The organism is Clavibacter capsici (genome assembly GCF_001280205.1).
In the GTDB taxonomy this organism is placed as follows: domain Bacteria; phylum Actinomycetota; class Actinomycetes; order Actinomycetales; family Microbacteriaceae; genus Clavibacter; species Clavibacter capsici.
The window spans coordinates 2,461,609-2,486,489 of sequence record NZ_CP012573.1 but is presented as its reverse complement, the minus strand read 5'-3'; the positions used below and the strand labels follow the sequence as shown (position 1 = coordinate 2,486,489).

The 24,881-nt window shown below is 74.2% G+C and carries 25 protein-coding genes; 11 read left to right on the top strand and 14 right to left on the bottom strand.

What is annotated here, in order from left to right:
- Positions 1-37: 37 nt before the first annotated feature.
- From AES38_RS11625 to AES38_RS11615, 3 genes are all read right to left on the bottom strand, one after another.
- Positions 38-1,405, bottom strand: coding sequence for an L-serine ammonia-lyase (locus tag AES38_RS11625; RefSeq protein ID WP_053775117.1), 1,368 nt, complete (start codon positions 1,403-1,405; stop codon positions 38-40).
- 9 nt (positions 1,406-1,414) lie between these two features.
- Complete coding sequence (locus tag AES38_RS11620; protein WP_053775116.1) at positions 1,415-2,074, bottom strand: hypothetical protein; 660 nt, start codon at positions 2,072-2,074, stop codon at positions 1,415-1,417.
- Between the two features lie 120 nt (positions 2,075-2,194).
- Positions 2,195-2,455, bottom strand: a complete 261-nt coding sequence (locus AES38_RS11615; protein ID WP_043583378.1) for a GlsB/YeaQ/YmgE family stress response membrane protein — start codon at positions 2,453-2,455, stop codon at positions 2,195-2,197.
- A gap of 184 nt (positions 2,456-2,639) precedes the next feature.
- Between AES38_RS11615 and AES38_RS11610 the strand changes: the two genes are divergently transcribed.
- Positions 2,640-3,149, top strand: a complete 510-nt coding sequence (locus AES38_RS11610; protein ID WP_053775115.1) for a DUF427 domain-containing protein — start codon at positions 2,640-2,642, stop codon at positions 3,147-3,149.
- Positions 3,150-3,189: 40 nt separating this feature from the next.
- Here AES38_RS11610 and AES38_RS11605 read toward each other — a convergent pair whose 3' ends face one another.
- Positions 3,190-3,708 carry a CoA-binding protein gene (locus tag AES38_RS11605; RefSeq protein WP_053775796.1) on the bottom strand — a complete coding sequence of 173 codons (519 nt, stop codon included), beginning with the start codon at positions 3,706-3,708 and terminating at the stop codon, positions 3,190-3,192.
- Positions 3,709-3,950: 242 nt separating this feature from the next.
- Positions 3,951-5,246, bottom strand: coding sequence for an O-acetylhomoserine aminocarboxypropyltransferase/cysteine synthase family protein (locus AES38_RS11600; RefSeq protein ID WP_053775114.1), 1,296 nt, complete (start codon positions 5,244-5,246; stop codon positions 3,951-3,953).
- Between the two features lie 125 nt (positions 5,247-5,371).
- Here AES38_RS11600 and AES38_RS11595 point away from each other — a divergent pair, with 125 nt between their 5' ends.
- Complete coding sequence (locus AES38_RS11595) at positions 5,372-5,803, top strand: hypothetical protein (RefSeq protein WP_053775113.1); 432 nt, start codon at positions 5,372-5,374, stop codon at positions 5,801-5,803.
- A gap of 20 nt (positions 5,804-5,823) precedes the next feature.
- Here AES38_RS11595 and AES38_RS11590 read toward each other — a convergent pair whose 3' ends face one another.
- From AES38_RS11590 to AES38_RS11580, 3 genes are all read right to left on the bottom strand, one after another.
- On the bottom strand, positions 5,824-6,828 hold the full coding sequence (locus AES38_RS11590) for a YeiH family protein (protein ID WP_053775112.1): 1,005 nt from the start codon (positions 6,826-6,828) through the stop codon (positions 5,824-5,826).
- The gene (locus AES38_RS11585) at positions 6,828-8,522 is read right to left on the bottom strand and encodes a dolichyl-phosphate-mannose--protein mannosyltransferase (protein WP_244629166.1); all 1,695 of its coding nucleotides are present in this window, start codon (positions 8,520-8,522) and stop codon (positions 6,828-6,830) included. The genes AES38_RS11590 and AES38_RS11585 overlap by 1 nt, the downstream gene beginning before the upstream one ends.
- A gap of 155 nt (positions 8,523-8,677) precedes the next feature.
- The gene (locus AES38_RS11580) at positions 8,678-9,364 is read right to left on the bottom strand and encodes a hypothetical protein (protein ID WP_157883535.1); all 687 of its coding nucleotides are present in this window, start codon (positions 9,362-9,364) and stop codon (positions 8,678-8,680) included.
- A gap of 184 nt (positions 9,365-9,548) precedes the next feature.
- On the opposite strand from AES38_RS11580, the gene AES38_RS16080 reads away from it, so the two are divergent.
- Positions 9,549-9,974: a hypothetical protein gene (locus AES38_RS16080; RefSeq protein ID WP_053775110.1), complete on the top strand. Its 426-nt coding sequence runs from the start codon at positions 9,549-9,551 to the stop codon at positions 9,972-9,974.
- Positions 9,975-10,151: 177 nt separating this feature from the next.
- On the opposite strand, the gene treS is transcribed toward AES38_RS16080, so the two are convergent.
- Positions 10,152-12,422 carry a maltose alpha-D-glucosyltransferase gene (treS, locus tag AES38_RS11570; RefSeq protein WP_053775109.1) on the bottom strand — a complete coding sequence of 757 codons (2,271 nt, stop codon included), beginning with the start codon at positions 12,420-12,422 and terminating at the stop codon, positions 10,152-10,154.
- 243 nt (positions 12,423-12,665) lie between these two features.
- On the opposite strand from treS, the gene AES38_RS11565 reads away from it, so the two are divergent.
- The 5 genes from AES38_RS11565 (at position 12,666) to rsmI (ending at position 16,100) form a co-directional block, all read left to right on the top strand.
- The gene (locus AES38_RS11565; protein WP_157883534.1) at positions 12,666-13,289 is read left to right on the top strand and encodes a DUF6518 family protein; all 624 of its coding nucleotides are present in this window, start codon (positions 12,666-12,668) and stop codon (positions 13,287-13,289) included.
- Positions 13,290-13,339: 50 nt separating this feature from the next.
- Positions 13,340-13,843, top strand: coding sequence for an SRPBCC family protein (locus tag AES38_RS11560; RefSeq protein WP_053775107.1), 504 nt, complete (start codon positions 13,340-13,342; stop codon positions 13,841-13,843).
- A gap of 3 nt (positions 13,844-13,846) precedes the next feature.
- The gene (locus AES38_RS11555; RefSeq protein WP_053775106.1) at positions 13,847-14,188 is read left to right on the top strand and encodes a hypothetical protein; all 342 of its coding nucleotides are present in this window, start codon (positions 13,847-13,849) and stop codon (positions 14,186-14,188) included.
- 223 nt (positions 14,189-14,411) lie between these two features.
- Positions 14,412-15,143, top strand: coding sequence for a hypothetical protein (locus tag AES38_RS11550; protein ID WP_053775105.1), 732 nt, complete (start codon positions 14,412-14,414; stop codon positions 15,141-15,143).
- 141 nt (positions 15,144-15,284) lie between these two features.
- Complete coding sequence (rsmI, locus tag AES38_RS11545; RefSeq protein ID WP_053775104.1) at positions 15,285-16,100, top strand: 16S rRNA (cytidine(1402)-2'-O)-methyltransferase; 816 nt, start codon at positions 15,285-15,287, stop codon at positions 16,098-16,100.
- A gap of 32 nt (positions 16,101-16,132) precedes the next feature.
- Here rsmI and AES38_RS11540 read toward each other — a convergent pair whose 3' ends face one another.
- Complete coding sequence (locus AES38_RS11540) at positions 16,133-16,693, bottom strand: CGNR zinc finger domain-containing protein (protein ID WP_174775902.1); 561 nt, start codon at positions 16,691-16,693, stop codon at positions 16,133-16,135.
- A 73-nt stretch (positions 16,694-16,766) separates the two neighbouring features.
- On the opposite strand from AES38_RS11540, the gene AES38_RS11535 reads away from it, so the two are divergent.
- Positions 16,767-17,759 (top strand): EamA family transporter, encoded by a 993-nt coding sequence (locus AES38_RS11535; protein WP_053775103.1) that lies wholly within the window; start codon positions 16,767-16,769, stop codon positions 17,757-17,759.
- Here AES38_RS11535 and AES38_RS11530 read toward each other — a convergent pair.
- From AES38_RS11530 to AES38_RS16495, 4 genes are all read right to left on the bottom strand, one after another.
- Positions 17,745-18,848, bottom strand: coding sequence for an FUSC family protein (locus AES38_RS11530; protein WP_053775102.1), 1,104 nt, complete (start codon positions 18,846-18,848; stop codon positions 17,745-17,747). The two genes, AES38_RS11535 and AES38_RS11530, sit on opposite strands and share 15 nt — an antisense overlap.
- Positions 18,849-18,917: 69 nt before the next feature.
- Positions 18,918-19,571 carry a sortase family protein gene (locus AES38_RS11525; RefSeq protein ID WP_053775101.1) on the bottom strand — a complete coding sequence of 218 codons (654 nt, stop codon included), beginning with the start codon at positions 19,569-19,571 and terminating at the stop codon, positions 18,918-18,920.
- A complete protein-coding gene (locus AES38_RS11520) occupies positions 19,568-21,088 on the bottom strand; it encodes a tyrosine-protein phosphatase (protein ID WP_053775100.1) in 1,521 nt (506 codons plus the stop codon). The genes AES38_RS11525 and AES38_RS11520 overlap by 4 nt, the downstream gene beginning before the upstream one ends.
- Positions 21,089-21,403: 315 nt before the next feature.
- Positions 21,404-22,312: a GNAT family N-acetyltransferase gene (locus AES38_RS16495; RefSeq protein ID WP_072174641.1), complete on the bottom strand. Its 909-nt coding sequence runs from the start codon at positions 22,310-22,312 to the stop codon at positions 21,404-21,406.
- Between the two features lie 101 nt (positions 22,313-22,413).
- Here AES38_RS16495 and AES38_RS11505 point away from each other — a divergent pair, with 101 nt between their 5' ends.
- Positions 22,414-23,964, top strand: coding sequence for an MmgE/PrpD family protein (locus AES38_RS11505; protein ID WP_053775099.1), 1,551 nt, complete (start codon positions 22,414-22,416; stop codon positions 23,962-23,964).
- Entirely contained in the window at positions 23,964-24,878 is a 915-nt protein-coding gene (prpB, locus tag AES38_RS11500; protein WP_053775098.1) for a methylisocitrate lyase, read from the top strand. Before AES38_RS11505 ends, prpB begins: the two co-directional genes overlap by 1 nt.
- Positions 24,879-24,881: the final 3 nt, after the last annotated feature.

Below are 24,881 nucleotides of genomic sequence, written 5' to 3'. Positions count from 1 at the left end.
GCGCCCAGCCTGACATGTCCGGACGCGCGGGATGCGCTCAGCACTCGATGACGTTGACCGCGAGCCCGCCCGTGGACGTCTCCTTGTACTTGGTGGACATGTCGAGGCCCGTCTGCCGCATGGTCTCGATCACGGTGTCGAGCGAGACGAGGTGCGTGCCGTCGCCGTGCAGCGCCATGCGCGCGGCGTTCACGGCGGTGGAGGCGGCGATCGCGTTCCGCTCGATGCACGGGATCTGCACGAGCCCGCCCACGGGATCGCACGTGAGGCCGAGGTGGTGCTCCATCGCGATCTCGGCGGCGTTCTCGACCTGCCGCGGGGATCCGCCGAGCACCGCGCACAGGGCGCCGGCCGCCATCGCGCACGCCGTGCCGACCTCGCCCTGGCAGCCGGCCTCCGCGCCCGAGATGCTGGCGTTCGCCTTCACGAGCGAGCCGATCGCGGTGGCGGTGAGCAGGAAGTCGCGGATCCCGTCGCGGTCGGCGCCCGGCACGAACCGCAGGTAGTAGGAGCCGACCGCGGGGATGATGCCGGCCGCGCCGTTGGTCGGCGCCGTCACGACCCGTCCACCGGACGCGTTCTCCTCGTTGACCGCGAGCGCGAACGCGTGCAGCCACTCGTGGCTGGTGTCGCGCGCGCCCTCCGCGTCGATGGTCGCGAGCTGCGAGGCGACCCGCGCCGCCCGCCGTCGCACGTTGAGGCCGCCCGGCAGCGTGCCCTGGCCGTCGAGGCCGGAGGAGACGCACGCGGCCATGGCGTCCCAGATCGCGTCGAGGCCGGCGACCGCGCGGCGGGATCCGTGGATCGACTCCTCGGTGTCGCGCGCGACGTCCGCGATGGAGCGGCCGGTGGCCTCGGCCAGCGCGATCAGCTCGTCGGCGCTGGAGAAGGAGTGCGGGAGCCCGGTGGGCAGCACGGCGGACGGCGCCTGGTCCTCGCGCAGCACGAACCCGCCGCCGACCGAGAACCACGTGCTCTCGAGCACAGTGCCGCCGTCGGCGTCGAGCGCCGCGAGGTGCATCGCGTTCGGGTGCCGGGGGAGCCGGGTGAACGGCTCGAAGGTGAGGTCGCGGCCCACCATGCGCACCGGGTGGATCCCCGCCAGGGGCACGTCCACGCCCTCGCCGAGCCCGGACCAGCGGCCGCGCACCTCGTCCGGGTCGCACGTCTCGGGCGCGAGGCCCGCGAGCCCGGCGACGACCGCGTCGGGCGTCCCGTGGCCGAGGCCCGTCGCGCCCAGCGAGCCGAAGAGCCGCACGGTGACGCGCGCGATCTCCGTGAACCGGGGCGACGCCCGGCACTCCTCGGCGAAGAGCAGGGCCGCGCGCATGGGGCCGACGGTGTGCGAGCTCGACGGCCCGATCCCGATGGAGAAGAGGTCGAGTGCCGAGACGTACGCTGTCATCCCGTCAGACTATGCCGCCGCCCTCGCGCGGTCGGCCGCGGCGGCGGGCGGGGAGCCGGCGGATCCGCGGCCGGCGCGTCGGGCCGGACCGTGCGAGGCGAGCGCGAGCCAGGTCCAGCCGACGGCGAGGCCGAGCATGGTCATCACGCCGCGCGGGAAGAAGATGTGGCTGTCGACGAACGAGACGGCCGCGACCACGGCGATGACGGCTCCCGGCAGCGCGCGGAGCCCCGCGTGCCGGATCACGAGCGCGCTCGCGAGCACGGTCACGGCGACGTACGACCACACGCCCGCGACCACGATCCCGTCCGCGAGCGCGTACATGGTGGTCACGCCCTGGCCGCCCTCGAGCTTCAGGGCGCCGGCCGCGATGCCGGCGAGGATGTCGAGGGCCTGGTAGCAGACGGCGTAGACGAAGCCGAGGACGACGGCGAGGATCCCGAGGCGGCGGTCGTGGCGGCGCGTGAGGAGGATCGGCGCGATCGCGAGCAGCGGGAACACCGGGAGGAGCGCGATGTGCAGGTCGCGCCAGTGCATCGCCGTCGCGTCCGTGAGCGAGCTCGGGTGCGAGAGCCCGGCGGCGGCCAGGGCCAGCGGCGGCAGGGCGACCGCGACGAGGACGGCGGCGGTGCGGGAGCGGGAGGAGGGCGGGGCGACGGCGTCGGGCATGCGGTCATCGTAGGCACGGCGCTCGGGGGAGCCGGCCGGGATCAGGAGCTCGACATGCAGAGAGCCCCCGCCGCCGGACCGCGTGGGCCGGGCGACGGGGGCTCCGTGGAGCAGGAAGGACTAGGCCTTCTTGCGGCCGACGATCGCGCCGTAGACCAGCAGGACGATGATCGCGCCGACGATGGCGAGCGCGAGCGAGCCGAGGTCGAAGCCGTCGACCGGCTTGTTGAACAGCGCGCTGCCGATGAAGCCGCCGAGGAAGGCCCCGACGACGCCCAGGATCAGCGTGACGATGATTCCGCCACCCTGCTTGCCCGGGAGGATCAGCTTGGCGAGCGCTCCGGCGATCAGACCCAGAACCAGAAAACCGATGATGCCCATGTGCGTTACTCCTCAAGATGACGTGCTGTGTGACACCCGAATGCGGGTGGACGTGCCCCAGTCAAGCACCATGAGGACCATTCGTGCAAAAACGTTTAGTGGATACGCCTTTACGGGACGGGGTCCGCGGGCCCGATCCGGTGCGGCATCCGGTGCCCTCAGGCGCCCGCGGTACCGTCGGCGCATGCGCATCCCACCTGCCCGTCGTCCCCGCGAGATCCCCGGCGAAGGGCAGGAGTCCGTGTGGGACTACCCGCGTCCGCCGCGCGTGGATCCGTCGTCCGAGCACGTCGTGATCGAGCTCGGCGGCCGGATCGTCGCCGAGACCCGCGCCGCCGTGCGGGTGCTCGAGACCAGCCACCCGCCGGTGTACTACATCCCCTCGGCCGACTTCGCTCCCGGCGTCCTCTCCTCCGCGGCCGGCCGGTCGTGGTGCGAGTACAAGGGCGAGGCGTCGTACCTCTCCCTCACGGCGGGCGCCGTCACGGCCGAGCGGTCCGCGTGGTGGTACCCGTCGCCCACGCGCGGGTTCGAGGTGCTGGCCGACATGATCGCCGTGTACCCCTCGGCGATGGACCGGATCACCGTCGACGGCATCGAGGTCGAGGCGCAGGAGGGCGACTTCTACGGCGGCTGGATCACGCCGCGCGTGGTCGGCCCGTTCAAGGGGGCGCCGGGCACGCTCGGCTGGTGATCCCGGCGGGCGCCGCCTCGCGGCGTGGGTGCGGGACCGGCTAGGCCGTCGCCTTCCGCGAGCTGATGACGCCCGTGTCGAAGCCGAGCAGGTGCAGGCCGCCGTGGAAGCGCGCGTGCTCGACCTTGACGCATCGGTCCATGACCACCGTGAGGCCGCGGGCCTCCGCATCCACCGCCGCCTCCTGGTTCCAGATGCCGAGCTGCACCCAGATGACGGGCGCGCCGACGGCGACCACGTCGTCCACCACGGACGGGATGTCGCTCGCCTTCCGGAACACGTCGACGATGTCGGGCACCTCGGGCAGCGACGCGAGGTCGGGGTACGCCTTCTGCCCGAGGATCTCGGTGGCGTTCGGGTTCACGAAGTAGACGCGGTAGTCGCTCGACTGCTGGAGGTAGGTGCCGACGAAGTAGCTGGACCGGGCGGGGTTCGGCGAGGCGCCCACGATCGCGACGGACTTCGCGCGGCGGAGGATCGCCTGGCGCTCCTTCGCGCTCGGGCCGGTCCACGTGCGCTCGGAGCGCAGGAGGGCGGCGAGCGGGCTGGAGCGCGGGATCGCGCAGGTGAGGCCGTTCTGGAGCTGGGTGGTCTGGGTGCCGTCGGCGTCGGGATCCGCGACGGGCTCGACGGGCGCGGTGGCGTCCGCGCCCTCGGCGTGCGCCTGCGCGCCAGACGCGTCGCCGGCCGCGCGGTCGGCGGCCTCCTCGGCGGGGTCGAGCGACGCGAGGTCGGCGGCGTCGGCGGCCGGGTGCGGCGTGGATCCGGTGCGCTCGGGCGGCACCCCGCCGGTGTCGAAGCTCACTTCGCTCCCTCCGTGGCGGCGGTCAGCGCCTGGTCCAGGTCGTGGATGATGTCGGCGACGTCCTCGATGCCGACGCTGATGCGGACGATGCCGGGCAGCACGCCCGCGTCGACCAGCTGCGACTCGCTCAGCTGCGCGTGGGTCGTGGAGGCCGGGTGGATGACGAGGGTCTTCGCGTCGCCGATGTTGGCGAGGTGGCTCGCGAGCTCGACCGACTCGATGAAGCGCTGGCCCACCGCGCGTCCGCCCGCGACCTCGAACGTGAACACGGATCCGGGCCCCGTCGGCAGGTACTTGCGCGCCCGCTCGTGGTGGGGGTGCGCGGGGAGGCCGGCCCAGTTGACCGCGGAGATGCGCGGATCCTGATCCAGCCACTCGGCGACGGCCCGCGCGTTGTCGATGTGCGCCTGCATCCGGTACGGGAGCGTCTCGACGCCCTGCGCGAGGAGGAACGCGGAGTGCGGCGCGAGCGACGGGCCGATGTCGCGGAGCTGCTCGGCGCGGAGCCGCGTGAGGAACGCGTACTCGCCGAAGTTGCCGGTCCAGTTGAGGCCGCCGTAGCTCGGCACGGGCTGGTCGAGGAGCGGGAAGCGCGCGCTCTCCCAGTCGAAGAGGCCCGACTCGACGACCACGCCGCCGAGCGTCGTGCCGTGCCCGCCGAGGAACTTGGTGGCCGAGTGGATGACGATGTCCGCGCCCCACTCGATGGGCCGGTTGAGGTACGGGGTCGCGATGGTCGAGTCGATGACGAGCGGGACGCCCGCGGCGTGCGCGACGGCGGCGAGCCCCTCGATGTCGGCGATCTCGCCCGACGGGTTCGCGACCGTCTCCGCGAAGACGAGCTTGGTGCGATCGGTGATCGCGGCGGCGTAGTCGGCCGGGTCGCTCGACTGCACGAACGTGGTCTCCACGCCGAAGCGGCGGAGGGTCACGTCGAGCTGGGTGATGGATCCGCCGTAGAGGTTCGCGGAGGCGACGATGTGGTCGCCGGCGCCCGCGAGCGACGCGAAGGTGATGTACTGCGCGCTCAGCCCGCTCGCCGTGGCGACCGCGCCGAGGCCGCCCTCGAGGCTCGCGACGCGCTCCTCGAACGACGCGACCGTGGGGTTCGACAGGCGCGAGTAGACGTTGCCGTACTTCTGGAGCGCGAAGCGCGCGGCGGCGTCGGCGGTGTCGTCGAAGACGAACGCGCTCGACTGGTAGATGGGGAGGGCGCGCGCACCCGTGGTGGCGTCGGGGATGTTGCCCGCGTGGATCGCCCTCGTCCTGAACCCGTACTCGCGATCGACCATGGTCCTCACGCTAACCCGTGCTCCCGGGGCGTCCGGCGTGCGGGCGTAACAGGAGGTCTCGAGCGGGGATCGCGGTCCTCTCGTGGGCCCGTCGGCGGTGGCCCGGGGCGCCCTAGGGTGGCCGGGTGACCGACACGCTCGACGATCTGCTCTCCTCGGATCCGCACCGCATCTGGCAGGCGTCGTGGGAGGTCATCCGCACGCGCGACACCGCGCTGCTCGAGGAGCTCCGGACCTCGCTCGCGGAGATCCGGCGGGCGACGGCGGACGTCGAGCTCGGCGGGATGATCCGGCCCAACCGCGACGCCCTCGACCACGCCCTCGGCAAGGTGCGGGGCTACCGCGGCTGGCGCTGCTGGTGCGACGACTACCCGAGGCTCCTCGCCTTCGACCCGGCCAGGGAGGAGGAGCGCGGGCACGCGACGGTCCTTAGTCGCGACCTCTCCGGGTGGCCGGTGACCTACGAGTGCGGGTGCGCCGTCTGCGGCCGGCGGTTCCGCGTCGAGGAGGGCGAGCACCACGCGCTCTGGTGGAGGTGGACCGCGCTGGGGCGCTGAGCGAGGATCGCCGGGGCGGCTCAGGACAGGCGCACGGCCGCGAGCGCCAGGGCGGCGATGAGCGCCCAGGAGAGGAGGCCGGCCGCGAGCGCGGATCCGCCCTGGCCGACGAGCTCGCGGAGGCGCACCGCGGATCCGAGCGCCACGAGCGCGATCGCGAGGAGCGCGGTCTGCACGACCTGCGCGGCGTCGAGCACGCCGACCGGGAGCGGCACGAACGTGCGCACCAGCACCGCGGCCAGGAAGCCGAGCACGAACAGCGGCACGATCGGCGGACGCGCGGCCCCCTCGACGCGGCCGTCGCGGCGGCGCATCACGACGCCCGCGACGGCGACAACGGGCGCGAGCAGCAGCACGCGCGTGAGCTTCACGGCGATCGCGATGGTGAGGGCGGCGGATCCGGCGATCTGGGCGGTCGCGACGACCTGCCCCACGTCGTGGACGCCCGCGCCCACCCAGTGGCCGAAGGCGACGTCGTCGAGGCCGAGCGGGCCGGCGAGCGGCGGCAGCACGGCGATCGCGAGGGTGCCGCAGAGGGTGACGAGCGCGACGGGGGCGCCCTGGTCGGCGGGCTTCGCGCGCGTGACGCCGGCCATCGCGCCGATCGCGCTCGCGCCGCAGATCGAGAAGCCGGTCGCGAGGAGGAGGGGCTGCTGGCCGGGCATCCGGAGCGCGCGGGCGATCGCGTACGTGCCCGCGAACGACAGGACCACGACGGCGACCACGAGCAGCACGGCACGCCAGCCGAGGCCGACGATGTCGGACAGGCCGAGCTGCAGGCCGAGGAGGACGACGCCGATCCGCATCAGCCGCTTCGACGCGAGCGTGAGGCCGGGCCTCAGCGGGCCGGTGAGCGCGGGCCGGGCGGCGGGGACCTGCGCGGCGACGATGCCGAGGGCGACCGCCACCGTGAGCAGCGGGATCGCCGGGATGAGCGCGTGCACCGCCCACGCGACGAGCGCCGCGACGGCCGCGGCGGCGAGGCCGGGGAGCGCGGGGTGGAGGCGGGTGGCGGTGACGGGCATCAGATCCAGCCCGAGGGGATCCACGCGTGCAGCCGCCAGAACCACGTCGGCACGAGCTGCCCGGTCCAGAGCGGGTAGAAGAAGGCGCTGACGAGCGCGCACACCACGAGCACCACGGCCACGATGACGATGCCGCGCGTGCGCCGGGGGCGCGGGTCCCCGCGGTCGCCGAGGACCAGACCCAGCACCACCGCGAGGCTGAGCAGCAGGTACGGCTCGAAGGCGATCGAGTAGAACTGGAAGACCGTGCGGTTCACGTAGAGCAGCCACGGCAGGTAGCCGACGACCATCCCCATGAGCACGAGGCCCACGCGCCACTCGCGGCGGGCGGCGAGCCGGTAGACGAGGTAGAGCATCGCGGCGACGGAGAGCCACCAGATGATCGGGTTCGCGATCGAGGTGATGGACGCCGAGCACGCGTCGACCGTGCAGCCCGCCTCGCCGTAGCCGTAGCCCTCGTAGTAGAACTGCGTCGGCCGGTAGAGCAGGAGCCAGAGGCGCGGATCCGCCCGGTACGGGTGCGTGACGTCGAGCCCCACGTTGAACGCGTACTGCTGCGACAGGTAGTGCCACAGGCTCTGGACCGACAGCGGCACCCACGCGAGGGAGCCCTGCCACGCGTTCGCGCCCTCGGCCGCCCAGTTCCGGAAGTACCCGTTCGATGTCGCGAACCAGCCCGCGTAGGACGCGAGGAACGCGGCGATGGCGGGCGGCACGAGGAGGAGGAACGACACCGGGCCCTGCGCGACCGCGCCCGCCGTGAACCACGCGGCGAGCCCGTGTCGGCGGCGCAGGAGCATGTCGGTGAGCACCACGTAGAGGCCGAAGCCCGCGAGGAAGAAGACGCCCGACCACTTGACCGACGAGGTGGCGCCGAACGCGACGCCGGCGGCGATCAGCCACGGGCGCCACAGGATCACGGGACCGAACTCGAGCGGGTGGGCGTTCTCGGGGCGCGCGTCGCGGCGGAGGGCGAGGAGGCGCGCGAACCGGCGCTCGTGCCAGGTGCGGTCGAGGAGGATCGCGCCGAAGCCGAGGAGGCCGAAGAACATGACGTGCGTGTCGAGGAGCGCGATGCGGCTCATGACGATGGCGTGGCCGTCGATCGCGAAGAGGAGGCCGGCGATGGCGGCGACCATCGCGGATGCGGTGAGCCGGCGGGCGATGAGCGTGAGGAGCACGACGGCGAGGGTGCCGACGACGGCCGTCGCGATGCGCCAGCCCACCGGATCCGCCGCGCCGAAGACCGCGAGCCCGAGCGCGATGACCCACTTGCCGAGGGGCGGATGCGCCACGAACCCGGGCGCCTGCAGGTACCCGTCGGTCTGCCCGGCGATGAAGGCGGGGTTCGGATCCGTGGGCCACGACCCCTCGTAGCCGAGGTGGAGGAGGGTCCACGCGTCCTTCACGTAGAAGGTCTCGTCGAAGACGAGCGTGTCGGGGTGGCCGAGCGACTGGATGCGGAGCACCGCGGCGAGCAGCGCGATCGCGATGACGGTGCCCCACTCGAGCGCGCGCCGGCGGCCGGGCGTGGTGACGAGGCGGGCCAGCAGGTCGTCGAGGCGGGATCCGCGGGCAGAGACCGCACGCTCGTCAGCGCGGCGGCCGACGAAGGTGGGGCTGTCGTCGTCGTGCCCCGGGACACCGGCGGGCGGGGCGTCGTGCTCGGCGGGGCGATGGGGCAGGTCGGGCACGGCTCATCATCGCACGCACGCGCGCGGCCACCCGGGGGCGGACGCTCCGCGGCGCGCCCGGGGCTCCGTGCGGGAGTGCGGATGCTCGCACCGCCCCGCCGCCCGGAGCCCCGGTCGCTTCCCACGCCGCGTCGCTCGCGGCGCGCCCGGGTTCGTCAGTTGCCGCAGTGGCTGTTCGCGAAGTCCGGGACCTTGACGTAGGTGTACTTCTGTCCGTCCTCGACGCACCCGATCGCGAGGGCGAAGAGGCCGAGCGCGGCCCCTGCCCCGAGTGCGAAGACAGCGGCGCAGACGTACACGGCGAAGCCGTAGCACGTACCGCCGATGACGGCGAGCACGCCGGCGGCGCCGCCGCCGGCGCTCGCGAGCGCCTTCGAGTCGACCGTCAGCGTGGCCCAGTGCTTGAACTTCTTCCAGAAGGACTTGCTCTCAGTGACCGGGGCGTTCGAAAGGGCAGCGGGCGGGGCGGACTCGGCGATGCTGTCCGCGCGGAGCTGGGCGATCTCCGCGGTCGCTCGCTGGACGAGCGTGTCCCGGTCGGCCACGGCGGTCCCGGAGGCGGTGTCTGCCGCGACGGTGACGTCGACGACCTGCTCAGGGGTGATGCGGCCCGTGACGAGATCCCGTTCGTACGTGCCTCGGCTCACCGATGCGGAGATCGCTGCTTCTGCAGCTTGCGTGGACACCTCGGCGGCCCGCGCAGGGGTGGGGCCGACGGCCAAGGAGCCGACGACGGCGAGGACGCCGACGATGGCGACGCCGGCACCTGCCCGACCGGGACGATGCGAGCGGGCGATGAAGGAGGGGGTGCGGAACGCGGGGCGGGGTGGCGTCGAGGACATGAGGGCCTTTCTACGGTGGACGATCGACCGGGGATCGCAGTCGACACGGCGCGGGATGCCCGTGTGACTCGAGACCGTAGGGCGCGGGGCCTCGGCCAGGTCGACCGGGTGCACAGGGCCGCGCGCGACGCGGTGCTCGGCCGGCACCCGCCATGCTGTCGCCGGAGCACGACGAGCGGGACCCGTGCTCATCGCCCTCCGGGCCGTGTCCCGCATGCTGGCCGTCAGCATGCTCGGCGCCGGGACCCTCGAGCTCGTCCGCTCGCGACAGGACACCGTCGAAGGCGGCATGCAATGGGCCGAGGGCTTCTCCGCGACCGCCGTGAAGGCGATCGCGGCCCTCGAGGTCGTCGAAGCGATCGGCCTGGCGGCGCTGATGATCGTCGTCGTCGTGCACGCCCGCCGTCGCGAGTCCGTCGTGCCGCCGCTCACGCTCCTGGTGCTCGCGCTCGTGGCGGCCTCGCTGGGCGTCGTCTTCGGTGGCCGCGTCGGAACGCGCGGTCGGACCGGCCGGGGCGACGGCGGCGTGCGCTCTGCGGGTCCGCGACGCCCGCGCGGTGATCCGGGCTGCGGCCGTCGCAGCGAGCACGAGGCCGAGGAGCACGGCTGAGCGTCTCGACGCGGGAGGGGCGGCGCGGGGTGGACCGGGCGCATGCCCTTCCCGCGCCGTGTGCCGACCGTGCTGATCCGCCCCGTATCCATCCGACCGGAGGACGCTCGGCGGTGAGCGTCCTCGAGACCCTGGCGCCGTCACGTGCAGGGGTGCCGGCGGCGGCGCGGGCTGCTCCTAGCTGTCCGCGTCGTCCTCGGCGTCGTCGCCCTCGACCTCGGGCGCCTCGTCGAGCAGCAGGAACAGGCCCGCGTAGGGCTCGAGCTGCACGGGGAAGCTGGACAGGTCGTCGACCGTGCCGACCTCCTCGCCCGTGGTGGCGTCGCGGACCGCGCGCCGGGTGGGCAGGTGCTCGGAGCGCACCGTGGCGAGGATCGGCTCGCCGGTGAAGTTGAGCACCGTCAGCTGGAGGCGGGCGTCGGCCTCCGGGTCGCCGTTGTCGAGGCGGTGCACCATGACGAGCATGCCGGGGTGGCCGACGTCCGGGACGTCGACCTGCGTGCCGACCGCCACGTCGAAGCGCTCGCGCACCTCGAGGAGGCTGCGGAGCCCGGAGACGAACGACGTGGGGTCGTCCACCTGGGCGGGCAGCGATCCGTAGAGCGAGCGGCCGCGCGGCATGCCGGACCCGGACGTGGTCGCCTCGGGCGCCGCGTCGAGCAGGTCGTGGCCGCCGCGGTGCACCCAGCGGGTGTCGCCGCCCTCGATGAGGTCGGCCACCTGCGACGCCTGCAGCGGCAGCACGCCGAGGAGGTCCCACGCGGAGAGCGCGAAGACGCCCGGCTGCCACGCGTTGAACTTGGCGAGCAGGAGGTGCGCGGCGCGGATCCCCTCGACGTCGTCCTCGCCGATCGCGTCGAGCGTGGTGAAGCCCTGCGCGGCCGCGATGACGGACGCCGTGGTGCAGGCGATGCCGTTCGTGGTGAACACGTGGTTGTAGTCGGCGCTCTCGCCCGTGAGCTCCTCGAGGAGGTCGCCGCGGATGGTCTCCGCGAGGTCGGCGCCCGTCAGCTCGCCGCCGCGGAACGGGAACACGTCCGCGCAGTGCTCGGTCGCCCAGTGCACGAGCTCGTAGGTGAGCTCGTCGTGGTTCTGGAGGGCGTGAACGAGGATCACGGGCTCGACGCCCACCTCGAGCGAGGTGCGGAGCGTGAGGCGCAGGAACTCGGTGTCGCCGGTCGCCAGCGCGTGCTGGTACGCGGGCCGGTTGATGAAGTCGTAGGAGAGGTCGGCGCCGACGCGGCCGGTGTCGCGGATGTCCTCCATCGTGAGGTTCAGCTCCTGGAAGGAGAACCCGCCGACCTTGCGCACCATGCTCGCGATGAGGTGGTTCGCCGCCTCCGAGAGCGGGTGGCCCTCGGACCACGCCGGTCCCTCGACGCTCTTCTCCACGCCGAGGAAGCCGTTCGCGTCGAGCCGCAGCGCGCTCGCGCCGAGGTCGCCGAGCGAGTGGAGCGCGTCGCCGATGACCATGCGCATGCCCGCGAACGTGGGGTCGAGCCAGTTGATGGAGGGCTGGCCCTGCTTGAAGTAGTGCAGGTACACCCAGCGGCGCGTGCGGCCGTCGACGCCGAGCACGGGCGCGGTGGCGCTCCAGTTGGTCTCCTTCACGCCGGGCGCGTAGAAGATCACGCGCTGCAGGCGGCCGATGATGTAGCCCTGGTCGGCGAGCGCCTGCTCGGCGGCCACGTCGAGGTTGACGGCGTCGCGGCCCGGCAGCACGTCGGGCAGCAGGTGCCAGTCCTCCTCGGGGATCTCGACCATGTGGTAGATCCCGGGGAAGTCCTTGTAGCCCATCTCGGCCAGGCGGAAGTCCGCGCCTTTGCCGGTGTGGCCGGGCACGATGTCGTCGATGACGCTGCCGCCGTGCTGGTCGGCGACCTCGGTGAGGCGGCGGAACTCGTCCTCCGTGCCGAACGCCGCGTCGATCTGCGTGCTGATGCGGTCGAAGTGGCCGTCGACGCTCGCGGTCTGCGACCACTCGGTTATGCCGCCGGCGAGCTTCACGGGGCCGGTGTGCACGGCCTCGATGCCGATCGACTGGAAGATCTCCCACAGCTGCGGGTCGCCGAGCGCGCCGAGGTAGGACTCGCCGGGCTTGGTGATGAGCGAGATCGGGTAGGCGGTGAACCAGACCGACGCGGTGTCGATGGCGCGGCGGGCGTCCGGCCGGGCGTACGGGTTCGACCACATGCTGGGCGAGCCGGAGAGGCCGCGGCTCAGCACGTCGGCGTCGCCGAGCATCGACTGGCGGCGGAGCCACTCCACGTAGGACGGGTTCGACGCGTCGGCGGCGCGCGGGTCGTTCGACGAGCGGCGGATCCCGCTGGCGCGCAGCTGCGGACGGGAGCGGAGCCGGGCGGGGCGCGCCGGGAAGCGGTCCTCGTCGTAGGTGATCTCCGTGGGCTCCGGCTCGGGGATCGCGTTCGTCTCGATGGCGTCGTCCACTGGTGCTCCTCGGGGTGGGTGGTGGTGCTCGTGCCCGATCCGGGCGGCGTCGGCCCGCGGGGCCGCTGTCACGAGCGTACGCAGGATGGCGGGCGCCGTGGTCCGTCGGCGGCGTGCCGCGCCGCGCCGCGTCGCGTCGCGTCGGAGGGGACACGTCGCCGTACCCCCGGAGTCGCATGCGGATCCGCGGGGATGCTCCTCGCGGCCGACGGCGGGCGCGCTCGCCGCCGGGATCCTGGGGACATGACGCGCACCCTCATCTCCACGATCGCCTGGTGGCTGCTCGCCGCCGCCCTCGGGCTCCTGCTCGGCGGCGCCACGTCGTTCGCCCAGCTCCGGCTGCCGGACGGGCTGCGGTCCTTCGCCGACTCGAACGGCGGCTGGACGCTGCTGGCCTTCGTCGTGACCGCGGTGTGCATGCGACGGCCGAGCGCGCGCCGCTGGTGGATCGCGGCGGGCATGGGCCTCGTGGTGTTCCACGCGCTGCTCCAGGGCTACGCGGTCGTCTCGACGCTGCGCGGCTTCCCCGACGCGTACGGCCCCGGCGACCTCTACTTCGTCATCGCGACCCTGGCCGGTCCGGTGCTCGGGCTCGCCGGCCTCGCGTGGGCGTCGGGATCGGGCACGCTCCGGGCGTGCGGGACCGCGGTGGTGGCGGCGGTCATGGTCGGCGACGGCATCTGGGGGCTGCTCCGCGTCGCCGCGACGACGGGCTGGCTCTACTGGACCCTCAGCATCGCCATCGGCATCGGGATCCTCGCCTGGGCGGTCGTCGGCCGGATCGACCGGCCGCGCGACCGGGTGCTGGCGATCGCGCTCACCGGCGCGGGCGCGGCCCTCTACGCGCTGGCGTTCTCGGCCCTCTGACGGGGGCGCGGGCCCCGCGCCTCCCGCATCCGCCATGCCAGCATGGCTCCGTGCCCGTCGTCGAGTCCCGCCGCATCGTCCCCGTGGAGCCCGCCGTCGCGTTCGCGATCTCGCAGACGCAGGGGGCGATCCGGAAGCGGTGGGATCCCTTCATCGCGCACCAGCACCTCATGGGCGGCGCGACCGAGCCCGCCAAGGGCGTCCGCACGTTCACGGTCTCGCGCCTCGGCCTCAGCATGGTGAGCGAGTACGTCTCGCACCATCCGCCGACCAACGTCGGCATGAGGATGACCCAGGGGTCGTGGTTCTTCGCGCGCATGGGCGGCGGGTGGCGGTTCGCGCCCGTCGAGGGCGAGCCGCATCAGGCGCTCGCGACCTGGCGCTACAGCTTCGCGTGCCGGCCCGCCTGGCTCGCACCCGTCGCCGAGCGCATCGGCACGTGGATCCTGCAGCGCGACATGGACCGGCGCATCGACGGCTTCGCGCGCGGCTGCGCGGACCCGGTGGTCCTGGCCGCGGTGGGCGCGGGCGCCGTCGCGTCCGACGCGGGCTGAGTCGTGTTCCTCCGGAGCCGGGCGCGGTGGCGGACGACGCTGGGGCTGTGGATCCTCGGCATCGCCCTGTGCGTGGTCTCGGTGCTCGGTCTCACGGGTGCGTTCGGCGAGATCAGCAGCGCCGGGCGCTTCGGCACCATCGTCCTCTTCGGCGTCCCGCTGGGGCTCCTCTCGATCGGCTGCGGGATCGCGAACGGGATCCGCGGCTGGAGCGACCCGGGCGACGAGGAGGTCGACGAGCCCGTGCACGCCGGCGACCGGGCCGGCCTCTCCGACGCGGAGGCGACCGAGGCGGACGCCACCGACCGGGACCGCCACGGCCCGGGTGGCTCGACCGACCGGTGATCGTCCTCGGCGCCGGGTCGCCCGACGAGCGTCCGCAGGATGCGGGGGCACCGTGGGCCGCTCCGACGAGGCCGCCTCGGGCGGGCCGCCGCCGCTCGTGGGCTCGTCAGACGTTCGTCTGACTTTAAGCCGTGCTTCTCCTCGGTTCACCTCACGACGATCGTGGACTGCCCTACCGTGCGGGTGCGGCGTCATCCGACGCCCCAGACAGAGAGGAAGACGCATGTCCAGCATCCGCCGGACCCGCTCCACCCGCTCCACCCTCACCACCGTCGCCATCACCGCCGTGGCGGCCATCGGCATCGTCATCGCCGCCCCCGGCAGCGGTGCCTTCGCCGTCGCGAACCCGAACTCCCCGGAGGTCCGGCTCAGCCACTCCATCGAGAGCGGGCACCTGCTGGACGACCTCAAGTCGGGCCGCATCACCGAGTCCGACGTCCTCCACGCGGCGAGCACCGGGATCGACGTGAACGGCCAGCACTTCGACAACTGGATCGACCCGTCGCCCGAGCAGACCGCCGCGGCCGAGGCGCAGGTCGCCAGCCTCCGCGCGTCCGCCGAGGCCGACCCCAAGATGAAGGCCTCGCTGGAGAGCGCCAAGGCCTCGCTGGACAGCACCGAGGCCTCGCTGAACGCCTCGCTGAAGGCGGGCGACCCGTCGGCTCTCGGCACCGGTGGCTCGATCTCGGAGTCCAAGAACATCTTCAAGCACCTGATCCACTGGTTCACCCTCTACATCAACCACGACTGGCTGCGCGGGCTCATCGGCACCTCCGCGGGCATCGCCGGAGTGTCCGTCTGCGTCTTCTTCGACCTCAGTCGGGTGACCTGCGGCATCGTCGGCGCGTTCTTCGCCGGCGGCATCTCCGAGGTCGTGAAGGGCTCGGCCTCGTGCAGCGGGAAGGGCCTGTACATCAAGATCCCCGACACGTGGAACTCGCACTGCGAGGAGTAGCGCACGGAGGACCGACTCGCTGATCCGCAGGCCGAGGCACGGCGACGACGCCGCGCCTCGGTCTGCGGGCACCACCGCGGAGACGACCGGGGCGGACGCGACCGGCCGGGACCGCACCAGCTCGGATGGGATGATCGACCGGTGATCATCCTCGGCGCGACCCCCATCGGCAACCTGGGCGACGCGTCGCGGCGGCTCGTGGAGGCGCTGTCCTCCGCCACGGTCGTGGCCGCCGAGGACACCCGCACGACCATCCGCCTGCTCGGCGCGCTCGGCGTCGAGAACCGGCCGCGCCTCATCGCGCTGCACGACCACAACGAGCAGGAGCGCTCGGCCGACCTCGTCGAGCTGGCGCGCGAGACCGACGTGCTCGTCCTCTCCGACGCCGGCATGCCCGCGATCTCCGACCCCGGCTTCCACCTGGTGGAGGCGGCAGCCGCGGCGGGCGTCCGCGTCACGGTGATCCCCGGCCCGAGCGCCGTGCTCAGCGCGCTCGCCGTGTCCGGCCTCCCCACCGACCGCTTCACCTTCGAGGGCTTCCTGCCGCGGAAGGGCGGCGACCGGCGCCGCGTGCTCCGCGAGCTGGTGCGCGAGCGCCGCACCATGGTCTTCTTCGAGTCGCCGAACCGGCTGCAGGCGTCGCTCGAGGACGTCGTCGCCGAGTGGGGTCCCGACCGCCGGCTCGTCGTGTGCCGGGAGCTGACGAAGCTGTACGAGGAGGTGCGCCGCGGATCCGCCGCCGAGCTCGCCGCCTGGGCCGCCGAGGGCGTGCGCGGCGAGATCGTCGTGGTCGCGGAGGGCGCCGCGGCGCTCGAGGTCGACCTCGCGACGGGCGTGGCCCAGGTGCTCGAGCTGGTCGCCGACGGCGCGCGCCTCAAGGACGCGGCCGGCACCATCGCCGAGGCGACCGGCCTCGGCAAGCGCGACCTGTACCAGGCGGCGCTCGCCGCGCGCTGACGCTCCCGGGTGCGCGGGCCGGCCGAGTCGCGTCAGCCGACCGGATCCTGCGCGCGGCGCTCCCGGAACGCGACCATGTTCATCCGGTTGCCGCAGCGCACGCTGCAGAACCGCTTCGACCCGTTGCGGGAGAGGTCGACGAGCACGCCGTCGCAGTCGTCGGCGGCGCACACCCGGAGGCGGTCGGTGGCGTCGGACCGGATGACGTCGACGAGGGCCATGGCGGCCTCCACGAGGATCCGGTCGGCGAGCGGGGCGTCGTCGGGCGTCGCGTGCAGGTGCCAGTCGAGGGCGTCGTGCCGCACGAGCCGGGGCGAGGCGCGGTGGCGCGCGAGCAGCTCGTTGACGGGATCCACCATGGCGTCGCGGTCGAGGCCCCAGATCTCGCGGAGCCGGGCTCGGGCGCGATGCACCTCGCGGAGCTCGCGCTCGTCGCGGTCGAAGCGGCCGGAGAAGCCGCTGCGGGTCATCAGGTCGGCGAGCTGCTCGGGGGTCGCCAGCAAGTCGTCGCCGGAGCGGGTGGCGCGCGGGGCCGTGTTGAGGATCACGGCGTCGAACGTGAGCACGTCCTCCGTGTCAGGGGCGAAAAGCAAGTTGACTCCTTATCCGCCGCCAGTCTAACGTCAGGACCGTAGGCCACGTGGCCCCTGACGAGACGAGCTGACCATGGAACGACGCCACCTCACCACCGGACTGGTCCTCGCGATCGTCGCCGCCGCGTCGTTCGGCCTGTCCGGCGCGTTCGTGAAGCCGCTGCTGGCGTCGGGCTGGAGCCCCGTGGCCGCGGTCACGCTCCGCGCGCTCGTCGGCGGGCTGGTGCTCGCGCCGGTCGCGCTCGTCCAGCTCCGCGGCGACCTGCGGCCCGTGCTCCGGGCCTGGCGGCGCGTGCTCGGCATGGCGCTCGTGGGCGTGGCCGGCGCGCAGGTCATGTACTTCGCGGCGATCGAGCGGATCCCCGTGGGCACCGCCATCCTCATCGAGTTCATGGCGCCGCTGCTGCTCGTCGCGGTGGCGTGGGCGATGACGCGGCGGCGGCCCGCGGTGCCGGTGCTCGTCGGATCCGTGGCGGCGGCGGGCGGGCTCGCGCTCGTCGTGTCGCCGTCGGGCGGCGGGGCGCTGGATCCCGTCGGCGTGCTGCTCGCGCTCGGCGCGATGGTGGGCTGCGCCGGCTACTTCGCCATCGCGGCCCGGGGCGCGGACGGCCTGCCGCCCGTGGCGCTCGCGGCCGCGGGGCTGCTCGTCGCCGCGGCGGTGCTGGCGGGCGTCGGGCTCACCGGGATACTGCCGTTCACCGGATCCGTCGCCGACGTGGCCGTGCTCGGGCGCGTGGTGCCGTGGTGGGTGCCGATGCTCGTGGTGGGCGTGGTCGCGACCGCCCTCGCGTACGGGGCGGGGACCACGGGGAGCGCGATGCTCGGGTCGCGCCTCGCGTCGTTCGTCGGCCTCCTCGAGGTGGCGGCCGCCGGCGCCTGGGCGTGGCTGCTGCTCGGCGAGGAGCTGACCGCGCTGCAGCTCGTGGGCGGCGTGCTCATCGTCGCGGGCATCGTCGCGGTGCGGTTCGACGCGCGGGCGGATGCGCTGTCGGCCGCGGGGGAGCCGGGGACGGAGGCGGCGGTCTCGCCGGGCGCCGCGACGGATCCCGCGCTACGGGGCCGGTGATTCAGCCGCATCGACCGGCTCGAGGTGGTGCAGCACGCGCTTGAGGTGCATCGCCGTGAGGACGCCGGGGCCCATCGCACGGCCGAGCTCCTGCGACTGTCGGTCGACCGCCTCCACGAGCATCCGGACCTGCCGCGCGGCCTCGCCCATCGCGCGGTGGCGCTCCGGGGAGTCCGGGTCCTCGAGGTCGAGCACGTCGGCGACCGCGTGGCACGCGTCGCGGATGGGCGCGCCGATGCCGTGGTCGAGGGCGAGGGATCCGCGCTGCTGCCAGATGGTGTCGGCCAGGGCCGCGGAGACGTCGCGCACGTGGAACACGATCTGGTCCATCGCCTCGAGCCGGGCGTGGTCGATCCGCACGTCCCGCTTGTTCACGAGCGCGCGCGGGTTGCCCTTGCGGCTCTCGTCGGCCTGCCTGAGCTCGGCCCGCACGGCGCGGGCGGTGCCGGCGAGGTCCTCGCTCGCGCGGATCCAGTCGGCGTGCGCGGGCGGGGCGTCGGACTCGACGGCGTCGCCCACCTCCCGCAGCCGCGCGGCGACCTCGCGCTGGAACGCGCTGATCCGAGCGGCCGCGCGTCCGCTCGACAGCGTCGGGGCGATGAGCACGTTGATGAGGAGGCCCGTCACGACGCCGACCGCCATCTGCACGAGGTAGCCGAGCGAGTACGTGTCGGCGTCCTGCCCGCCGATGATGAGCACGAACAGAGCCGCCATCGGCACGTACTCGCGGCCGGCGCCGAACCAGCCGGAGCCGGAGAGGATCACGCCGATGCCGACGATGAGGGGGATCGACCACCAGGTCGGTCCCGTGGTGACGATGACGGCGGTCGCGAGGACGATGCCCGCCGCCAGCCCGAGGAGCGTCTGGAGGCCCGTGCGCGCGGATCCCATGAGCGTCGGGTACATGCTCACGAGCGCGCCGAGCGGCGCGTAGTAGGGGTAGTCGTTCGCGACGCCGGGCACGTACGGCGCGACGGCCCAGGCGATGCCGACCGCGAGCGCGGTCTTCGCGGCGAGGAGGAGCCGGTCGGGGGAGGTGGCGGCCCGCCACGCGCCGACGACGGCGTCCCGGACGCGGTGGATCCCCATGCCCCGAGGCTAGCGACGAAGAGGGCGCGCGACCGGACGGGTCGCGCGCCCTCGACGAGGCTCGGCGGGTCAGGCCCGCGTCGCCTCGATCACCATGTCGTCGCGCGAGGGGCTGCCGTCGGCGCGCTGGAGGCACGTGATGACGACCAGGCGCCCCGGGGTGTCGGCCCAGACCGCGGCGTCGTCAGGCAGCGCGCCCTTCGGGACCGCGCGGCTCGAGCCGACCGCGTAGTCGACGCCCGCCACCTCGATGACCGCGCCGGGCGCGATGCGCGCGCTCCCGGCCTGGTCGTCGATGAGGAGGTCGCCCGGGCCCGTGCCACCGCCCCGCACCGAGTGCATGACGACGAACACCGTGCCGGCGCCCGCGTCCTCGGGGGCGACCCCGAGGTCGCGCACGCGGTACGCGGAGGTGAAGCCCGGGGGATCCACGACGCCGCCGACCACGTCGACCGCGCCGAGCGGCACGTCGAGCCCGACGGACGGCGCGCGGAGGCGGCCGAGGCCGGAGTCGACGGCCGGCTGCGCGGATCCGTCGCCGGCAGCGGACGCCGGGACGGGCACGTCGGCCTGCACCGGGGCGCCCGCGAGGTCGCGGGGGCCGTCGGCCGCGGGCAGCGCGCCCACGGCCGACAGCGTGCCGACGACCACGGCCGCGGACGCCGCGACGACCGCGGCGGCGGTGAGCGCCCGCCGCCGGGTCGTCCGCGGGTCCGTCGTCACCGCTGCTGCGACGCCCGGCGGCGACGCGTCACGGCCAGGGCCGCGAGCGCGCCGAGGCCGAGGCCCGCGAGCGCCATCCCGGGCCACGGGGTGGCGGCGACGGAGGTGCCACCGGTCGCGACCGCGGGGCCCGCGTGGTGCGCGCCCGTCGTGCTCGCGGTCGTGACGGACGAGGCCGCGGCGGCGCTCACCGTGAGCGCGGCCGGGTCCGTGACGGCCGCGCCTGACGCGTCGAGGAGCGTCAGCGTGTGCGCGCCCGCCTCAGTGCCCGCGGGGATCGTGACGGTGCCCGCGACCGAGCCGTCGGAGGCGGCGGTGAGCGTGCCCACGTCGGTCGGCGTCGAGTGGAGCTCGACCCGGTACGCCGCGCCCGCGGTGAGGCCGGACGCGCGGACCGCGACCGTCCCGCCCGCGACGGGCGCGGATCCACCGGGCAGCTCGAGCCGCGCGAGACCGGCGGTGACGCGGTAGGTGCGCGTGGTGCGCCCGTCCGCCGCGGTCACGACGACCGTGACGACGCGGCCGGCGACGGTCACGGCCGCGTGGCTCCCGGCGTCGGCGAGGGCCACGTGCACGTCGGCGGGCGAGATCGACCCGAGGCCCACGGGCACGGTGACGCCCGCGGATGCGGCGGCGTCCGCGAGCGGCACGCTGACGCCGCCCACGGCGATGGAGTCCGCGGCCGCGTCGTCGGACACGAGGAACCGGGCGCGCAGGGCGCGGATCTCCGGGTCGGTGACGCCCAGCGTCGTGCGGATGTAGGAGTCCATGCCCGCATAGCGCGACGCGATGCCGGCCTCGAACGTGCCCTGGAGCAGAGCGGGCTTCGCCCAGTCGACGCCGAGCTGCGTGTTCGAGAGCAGGTAGTCGTGGAGGATGTCGGAGCTGCCGACGCCGAGGATCCGGTCGAGCAGGTCCACGACCGTGCCCGTGCGGTCCATGCCGTGCGAGCAGTGGATGAGGACCGTGCCGTCGCCCGTGTGCGACGCGAGCGCCTGCAGCACCTGGCGGTACGCGGTGATCATGACGCCGGGGTCCGCCGCGTCGACGTGGCCCTTGTCGATGAGGTCGCGGTACATGACGGTGTCGTCCGGGTAGTCGCCCTCGGCGCCGAAGAGCGATATCGCGACGGTCCTCGCCCCGGGGATCGCCACGTCGGGCTTCTTCTGGATCTGGCCGGGCGTGCGCAGGTCGATCACGAGGTCGACGTGGTGCACGCTCGCGAGCGTCGCGGCGCCCGCCGGCGTGATCTTGTCCAGCGACTCGCTGCGGATGAGCCGGTTGGCGGCGACCGTGCGTCCGTCGAGGCCCGTGAACGCGCCGAGCTCGCGCCCGTTGACGAGGCCGGGCACGTCGGTGATGAGGTGGTCGCTCGCGGTGGGGGCCGGCTGGAGCGCGGGGTCGGCGGCGGCATGCGCGGGCGCGCCGACGCCGACGGAGAGCACCACGGCGGCGGCCGCCGCGGTGAGGGCGCCGATGCGCGCGGGGGCGGCACGGCGGGCAGGGGGGATCTTCACGTTCGTCCTTCTGTGGGGAGGGGCGCGCGGGTGCGCGCGGGAACGCCGGCGGGCGCGCGGGGGACGCGCAGGGCTCGGCGACAGGAGCATGCGGCACCGGGCGAGGCCGTGCATGAACGGGATGTTCTGCTTCCGTGAACTCCTCGGCGGCGGTCGGGACGCGACCCTGCTCGACGGATCCAGTCCGGACGGCCAGCGGCGCGGATCGCCCGAAGGCCCGGCATGCCACCCGGGGCCAGGAGCGAGCGCCCGGGCCAGCAGGGCTCGACCAGCGCTCCTAGCGCTCCGCGCATCGGGTCGCGCCTGCGCGTCGTGTCATCGGGCGCGCAGCGCCACCAGCCACGCGTCCACCGCGTCCTCGCGCTCGACCCGGAACCCCGCCCGCTCGTACAGCCGCCGCGCGGCGCTGCCCTGCAGCACGTCGAGGCGGAACGGGCGGCCGTCGTCGTGACGGTCCATGAGCTCGCGCAGCACCTCGCCGCCGATGCCGCGGCCCTGCGCCGCGGGACCGAGGTAGAAGTGCTCGACCCAGTGCGCGTCGGGCTCCTCGCGGCAGGCGATGAGGCCGGCGTCGCGGCCGTCGACGCGGATCACCTGCGTCCGCGAGGGCGCCCAGCCGTCGAGGAAGCGGCGGCGGACGCCGACCGGATCCCACCGGCCGAGCCGCTCGAGGTCGGGGCGGAGGACGACGGCGCGCAGCTCCGCCATCCACGTCGCGTCGTCGGGCAGGGCGGGGCGCAGGATCCAGCGGGGGAGCGGGCCGGGATCCTGGCGCAGGTCGCGCTCCATGCAGACGCTCGTCGGATCCTCGGCATACGGCCCGAAGCGCGGCACGTGCCGGTAGCCGCCGCGCTCGTACAGCGCGATGGCGGCGGTCTGCGGCAGGCCGGTCTCCAGCCGCATCACGTGAGCCCCCAGCTCGCGCGCCCGCTCCTCCGCGGCGACGAGCAGCGCCCGCCCCACGCCGAGCCCGCGCGCCGCGTCCGTGACGAACACGCGCTTCAGCTCCGCGGAGCCGTCGTCGCCGTCGACGACCGCCGCCGTGCCCAGCGCGCGGCCGTCCGCGCGCGCGACGAGGAACGTGACGCCGGGCCGCTCGAGCGCCGCGACGTCGAGCGCGTGGTAGTTCTCGGCCGGGTAGAGGGCGAGCGCGAACTCGTCGGCCTGCCGCAGCAGCGGCAGCACGTCGGCGGCACGAGGGGACTCCGGGTCGACGGTGAGCACGCCCCAGCGTAGGACGGCCCCGGCGGTGGATACGCTGGACCGGTGCCGCGCGGACGGGGCCCCGAGCCCTCCGCGACAGGCGCCCGACCGTGAGGAAGAGCATGCAGATCCACCGCGTCCGCGTCCACCGCAGCGACGAGGCCCTGCCTCCCGGGGAGCAGCTGGCGGGGCGCATCGCCGCCGTCGCCGCCGACCCGGTCGAGGTCGACGCCGACGTCACCGGGATGATCGTCAACCGGATCATCGACAACGCGGCCGTGGCCACCGCCTCGCTCACCCGCGCGCCCGTCGTCGCGGCGCGGGCGCAGGCCCTGGCGCACGGACCGTCCACCGGCGGCGCGGGCGCGACCGTCGTGGGCGCGGATCCCGCCACCCGCGTCAGCGCCGAGTGGGCGGCCTGGGCGAACGGCGTGGCCGTGCGCGAGCTCGACTACCACGACACGTTCCTCGCGGCCGAGTACTCGCACCCGGGCGACAACATCCCGCCGATCCTCGCCGCCGCGCAGCACGCCGCAGCATCCGGCGGGCCCGACGGCCGCGCGCTCACGGGCGCCGACGTGATCCGCGGCATCGCCACGGGCTACGAGATCCAGGTCGACCTCGTGAGGGCCATCAGCCTGCACGCGCACAAGATCGACCACGTCGCGCACCTCGGCCCGTCGGCCGCCGCGGGCATCGGCACGCTCCTCGGCCTCGACGAGGCGACGGTCTTCCAGGCCGTCGGCCAGGCGCTGCACACCACGACCGCCACGCGCCAGTCGCGCAAGGGCGCGATCAGCACGTGGAAGGCGCATGCCCCCGCGTTCGCCGGGAAGATGGCCGTCGAGGCGATCGACCGGGCGATGCGCGGCCAGACCAGCCCCACCCCCATCTACGAGGGCGAGGACGGCGTCATCGCGTGGCTGCTCGACGGGCCCGACGCCGGCTACGACGTGCCGCTGCCCGCGCCCGGCGAGGCCAAGCGGGCGATCCTCGACACGTACACGAAGGAGCACTCGGCCGAGTACCAGGCGCAGGCGTGGATCGACCTCGCGCGCCGCCTGCACCACGCGCACCCGGTGCTCGCCGACGCGGACGCCATCGACCGCGTCCTCATCCACTCGTCGCACCACACGCACGTGGTCATCGGATCCGGCGCCAACGACCCGCAGAAGTACGACCCGCGCGCCAGCCGCGAGACGCTCGACCACTCGATCCCGTACATCTTCACCGTCGCCCTGCAGGACGGCGCGTGGCACCACGTCGACTCGTACGCCCCCGAGCGCGCCGGCCGCCCCGACACGGTGGACCTCTGGCGCCGCGTCACGACGACGGAGGACCCGGAGTGGACCCGCCGGTACCACTCCATGGACCCCGCCGAGAAGGCGTTCGGCGGCCGGGTGGAGATCCGCCTGACCGACGGCTCGACCATCGTCGACGAGATCGCCGTGGCCGACGCGCACCCGCTCGGCGCCCGGCCGTTCGCGCGCGCCGACTACGTCGCCAAGCTCCGCACCCTCGCCGACGGCGTGCTCGAGGACAGCGAGGTCGACCGCTTCCTCGCGCTCGTCGAGCGCCTGCCCGAGCTCACCGCCGACGAGCTCGCCGGCCTCACCGTCACCGCACGACCCGGCCTGCTGGACGCGGCCGGCTCCCCGAAGGGACTCCTCTAGTGCTCCACTCCACCCTCACCTCCGCCGCCAAGCGCCGCGCGTTCCGCGACCGGCTCGCGTCGGGCGAGCTGCTCCGGATGCCCGGCGCGTTCAACCCGCTGTCGGCCCGCCTCATCCAGGACAAGGGCATGGACGGCGTCTACATCTCCGGCGCCGTGCTCTCGGCGGACCTCGGCCTGCCGGACATCGGCCTCACCACGCTCACCGAGGTGGCCGGGCGCTCGCAGCAGATCGCGCGCGTCACGGACCTGCCGTGCCTCGTGGACGCGGACACGGGCTTCGGCGAGCCGATGAACGTCGCGCGCACCGTGCAGATGCTCGAGGACGCCGGCGTCGCGGGCCTCCACATCGAGGACCAGGTGAACCCCAAGCGCTGCGGCCACCTCGACGGCAAGCAGGTGGTGGACGAGTCGACGGCCCTCAAGCGGATCCGCGCGGCCGTCGACGCCCGCCGCGACCCGGACCTGCTGGTCATGGCCCGCACCGACGTGCGCGGCGTCGACGGGATGGCCGCCGCGGTCGACCGGGCGCGCGCGCTCGTCGACGCCGGAGCCGACGCGATCTTCCCCGAGGCGATGGCCGACCTCGCCGAGTTCGAGGCGATGCGCGCCGCGGTCGACGTGCCGATCCTCGCCAACATGACCGAGTTCGGGAAGAGCGAGCTGTTCACCACCTCCCAGCTCCGCGACGTGGGCGTCGACATCGTCATCTACCCGGTCTCGCTCCTCCGCCTCGCGATGGGCGCGGCCGAGCGCGGCCTCGACGCGATCCTCGAGGAGGGCACGCTCGCCTCGAAGGTGCCCGAGATGCAGACCCGTGCGCGCCTCTACGAGCTCCTCGACTACGCGGGCTACAGCGCCTTCGACGAGGACGTCTTCACCTTCACGCTGGAGGGGAACCGCGGCGGGGCGTGATCC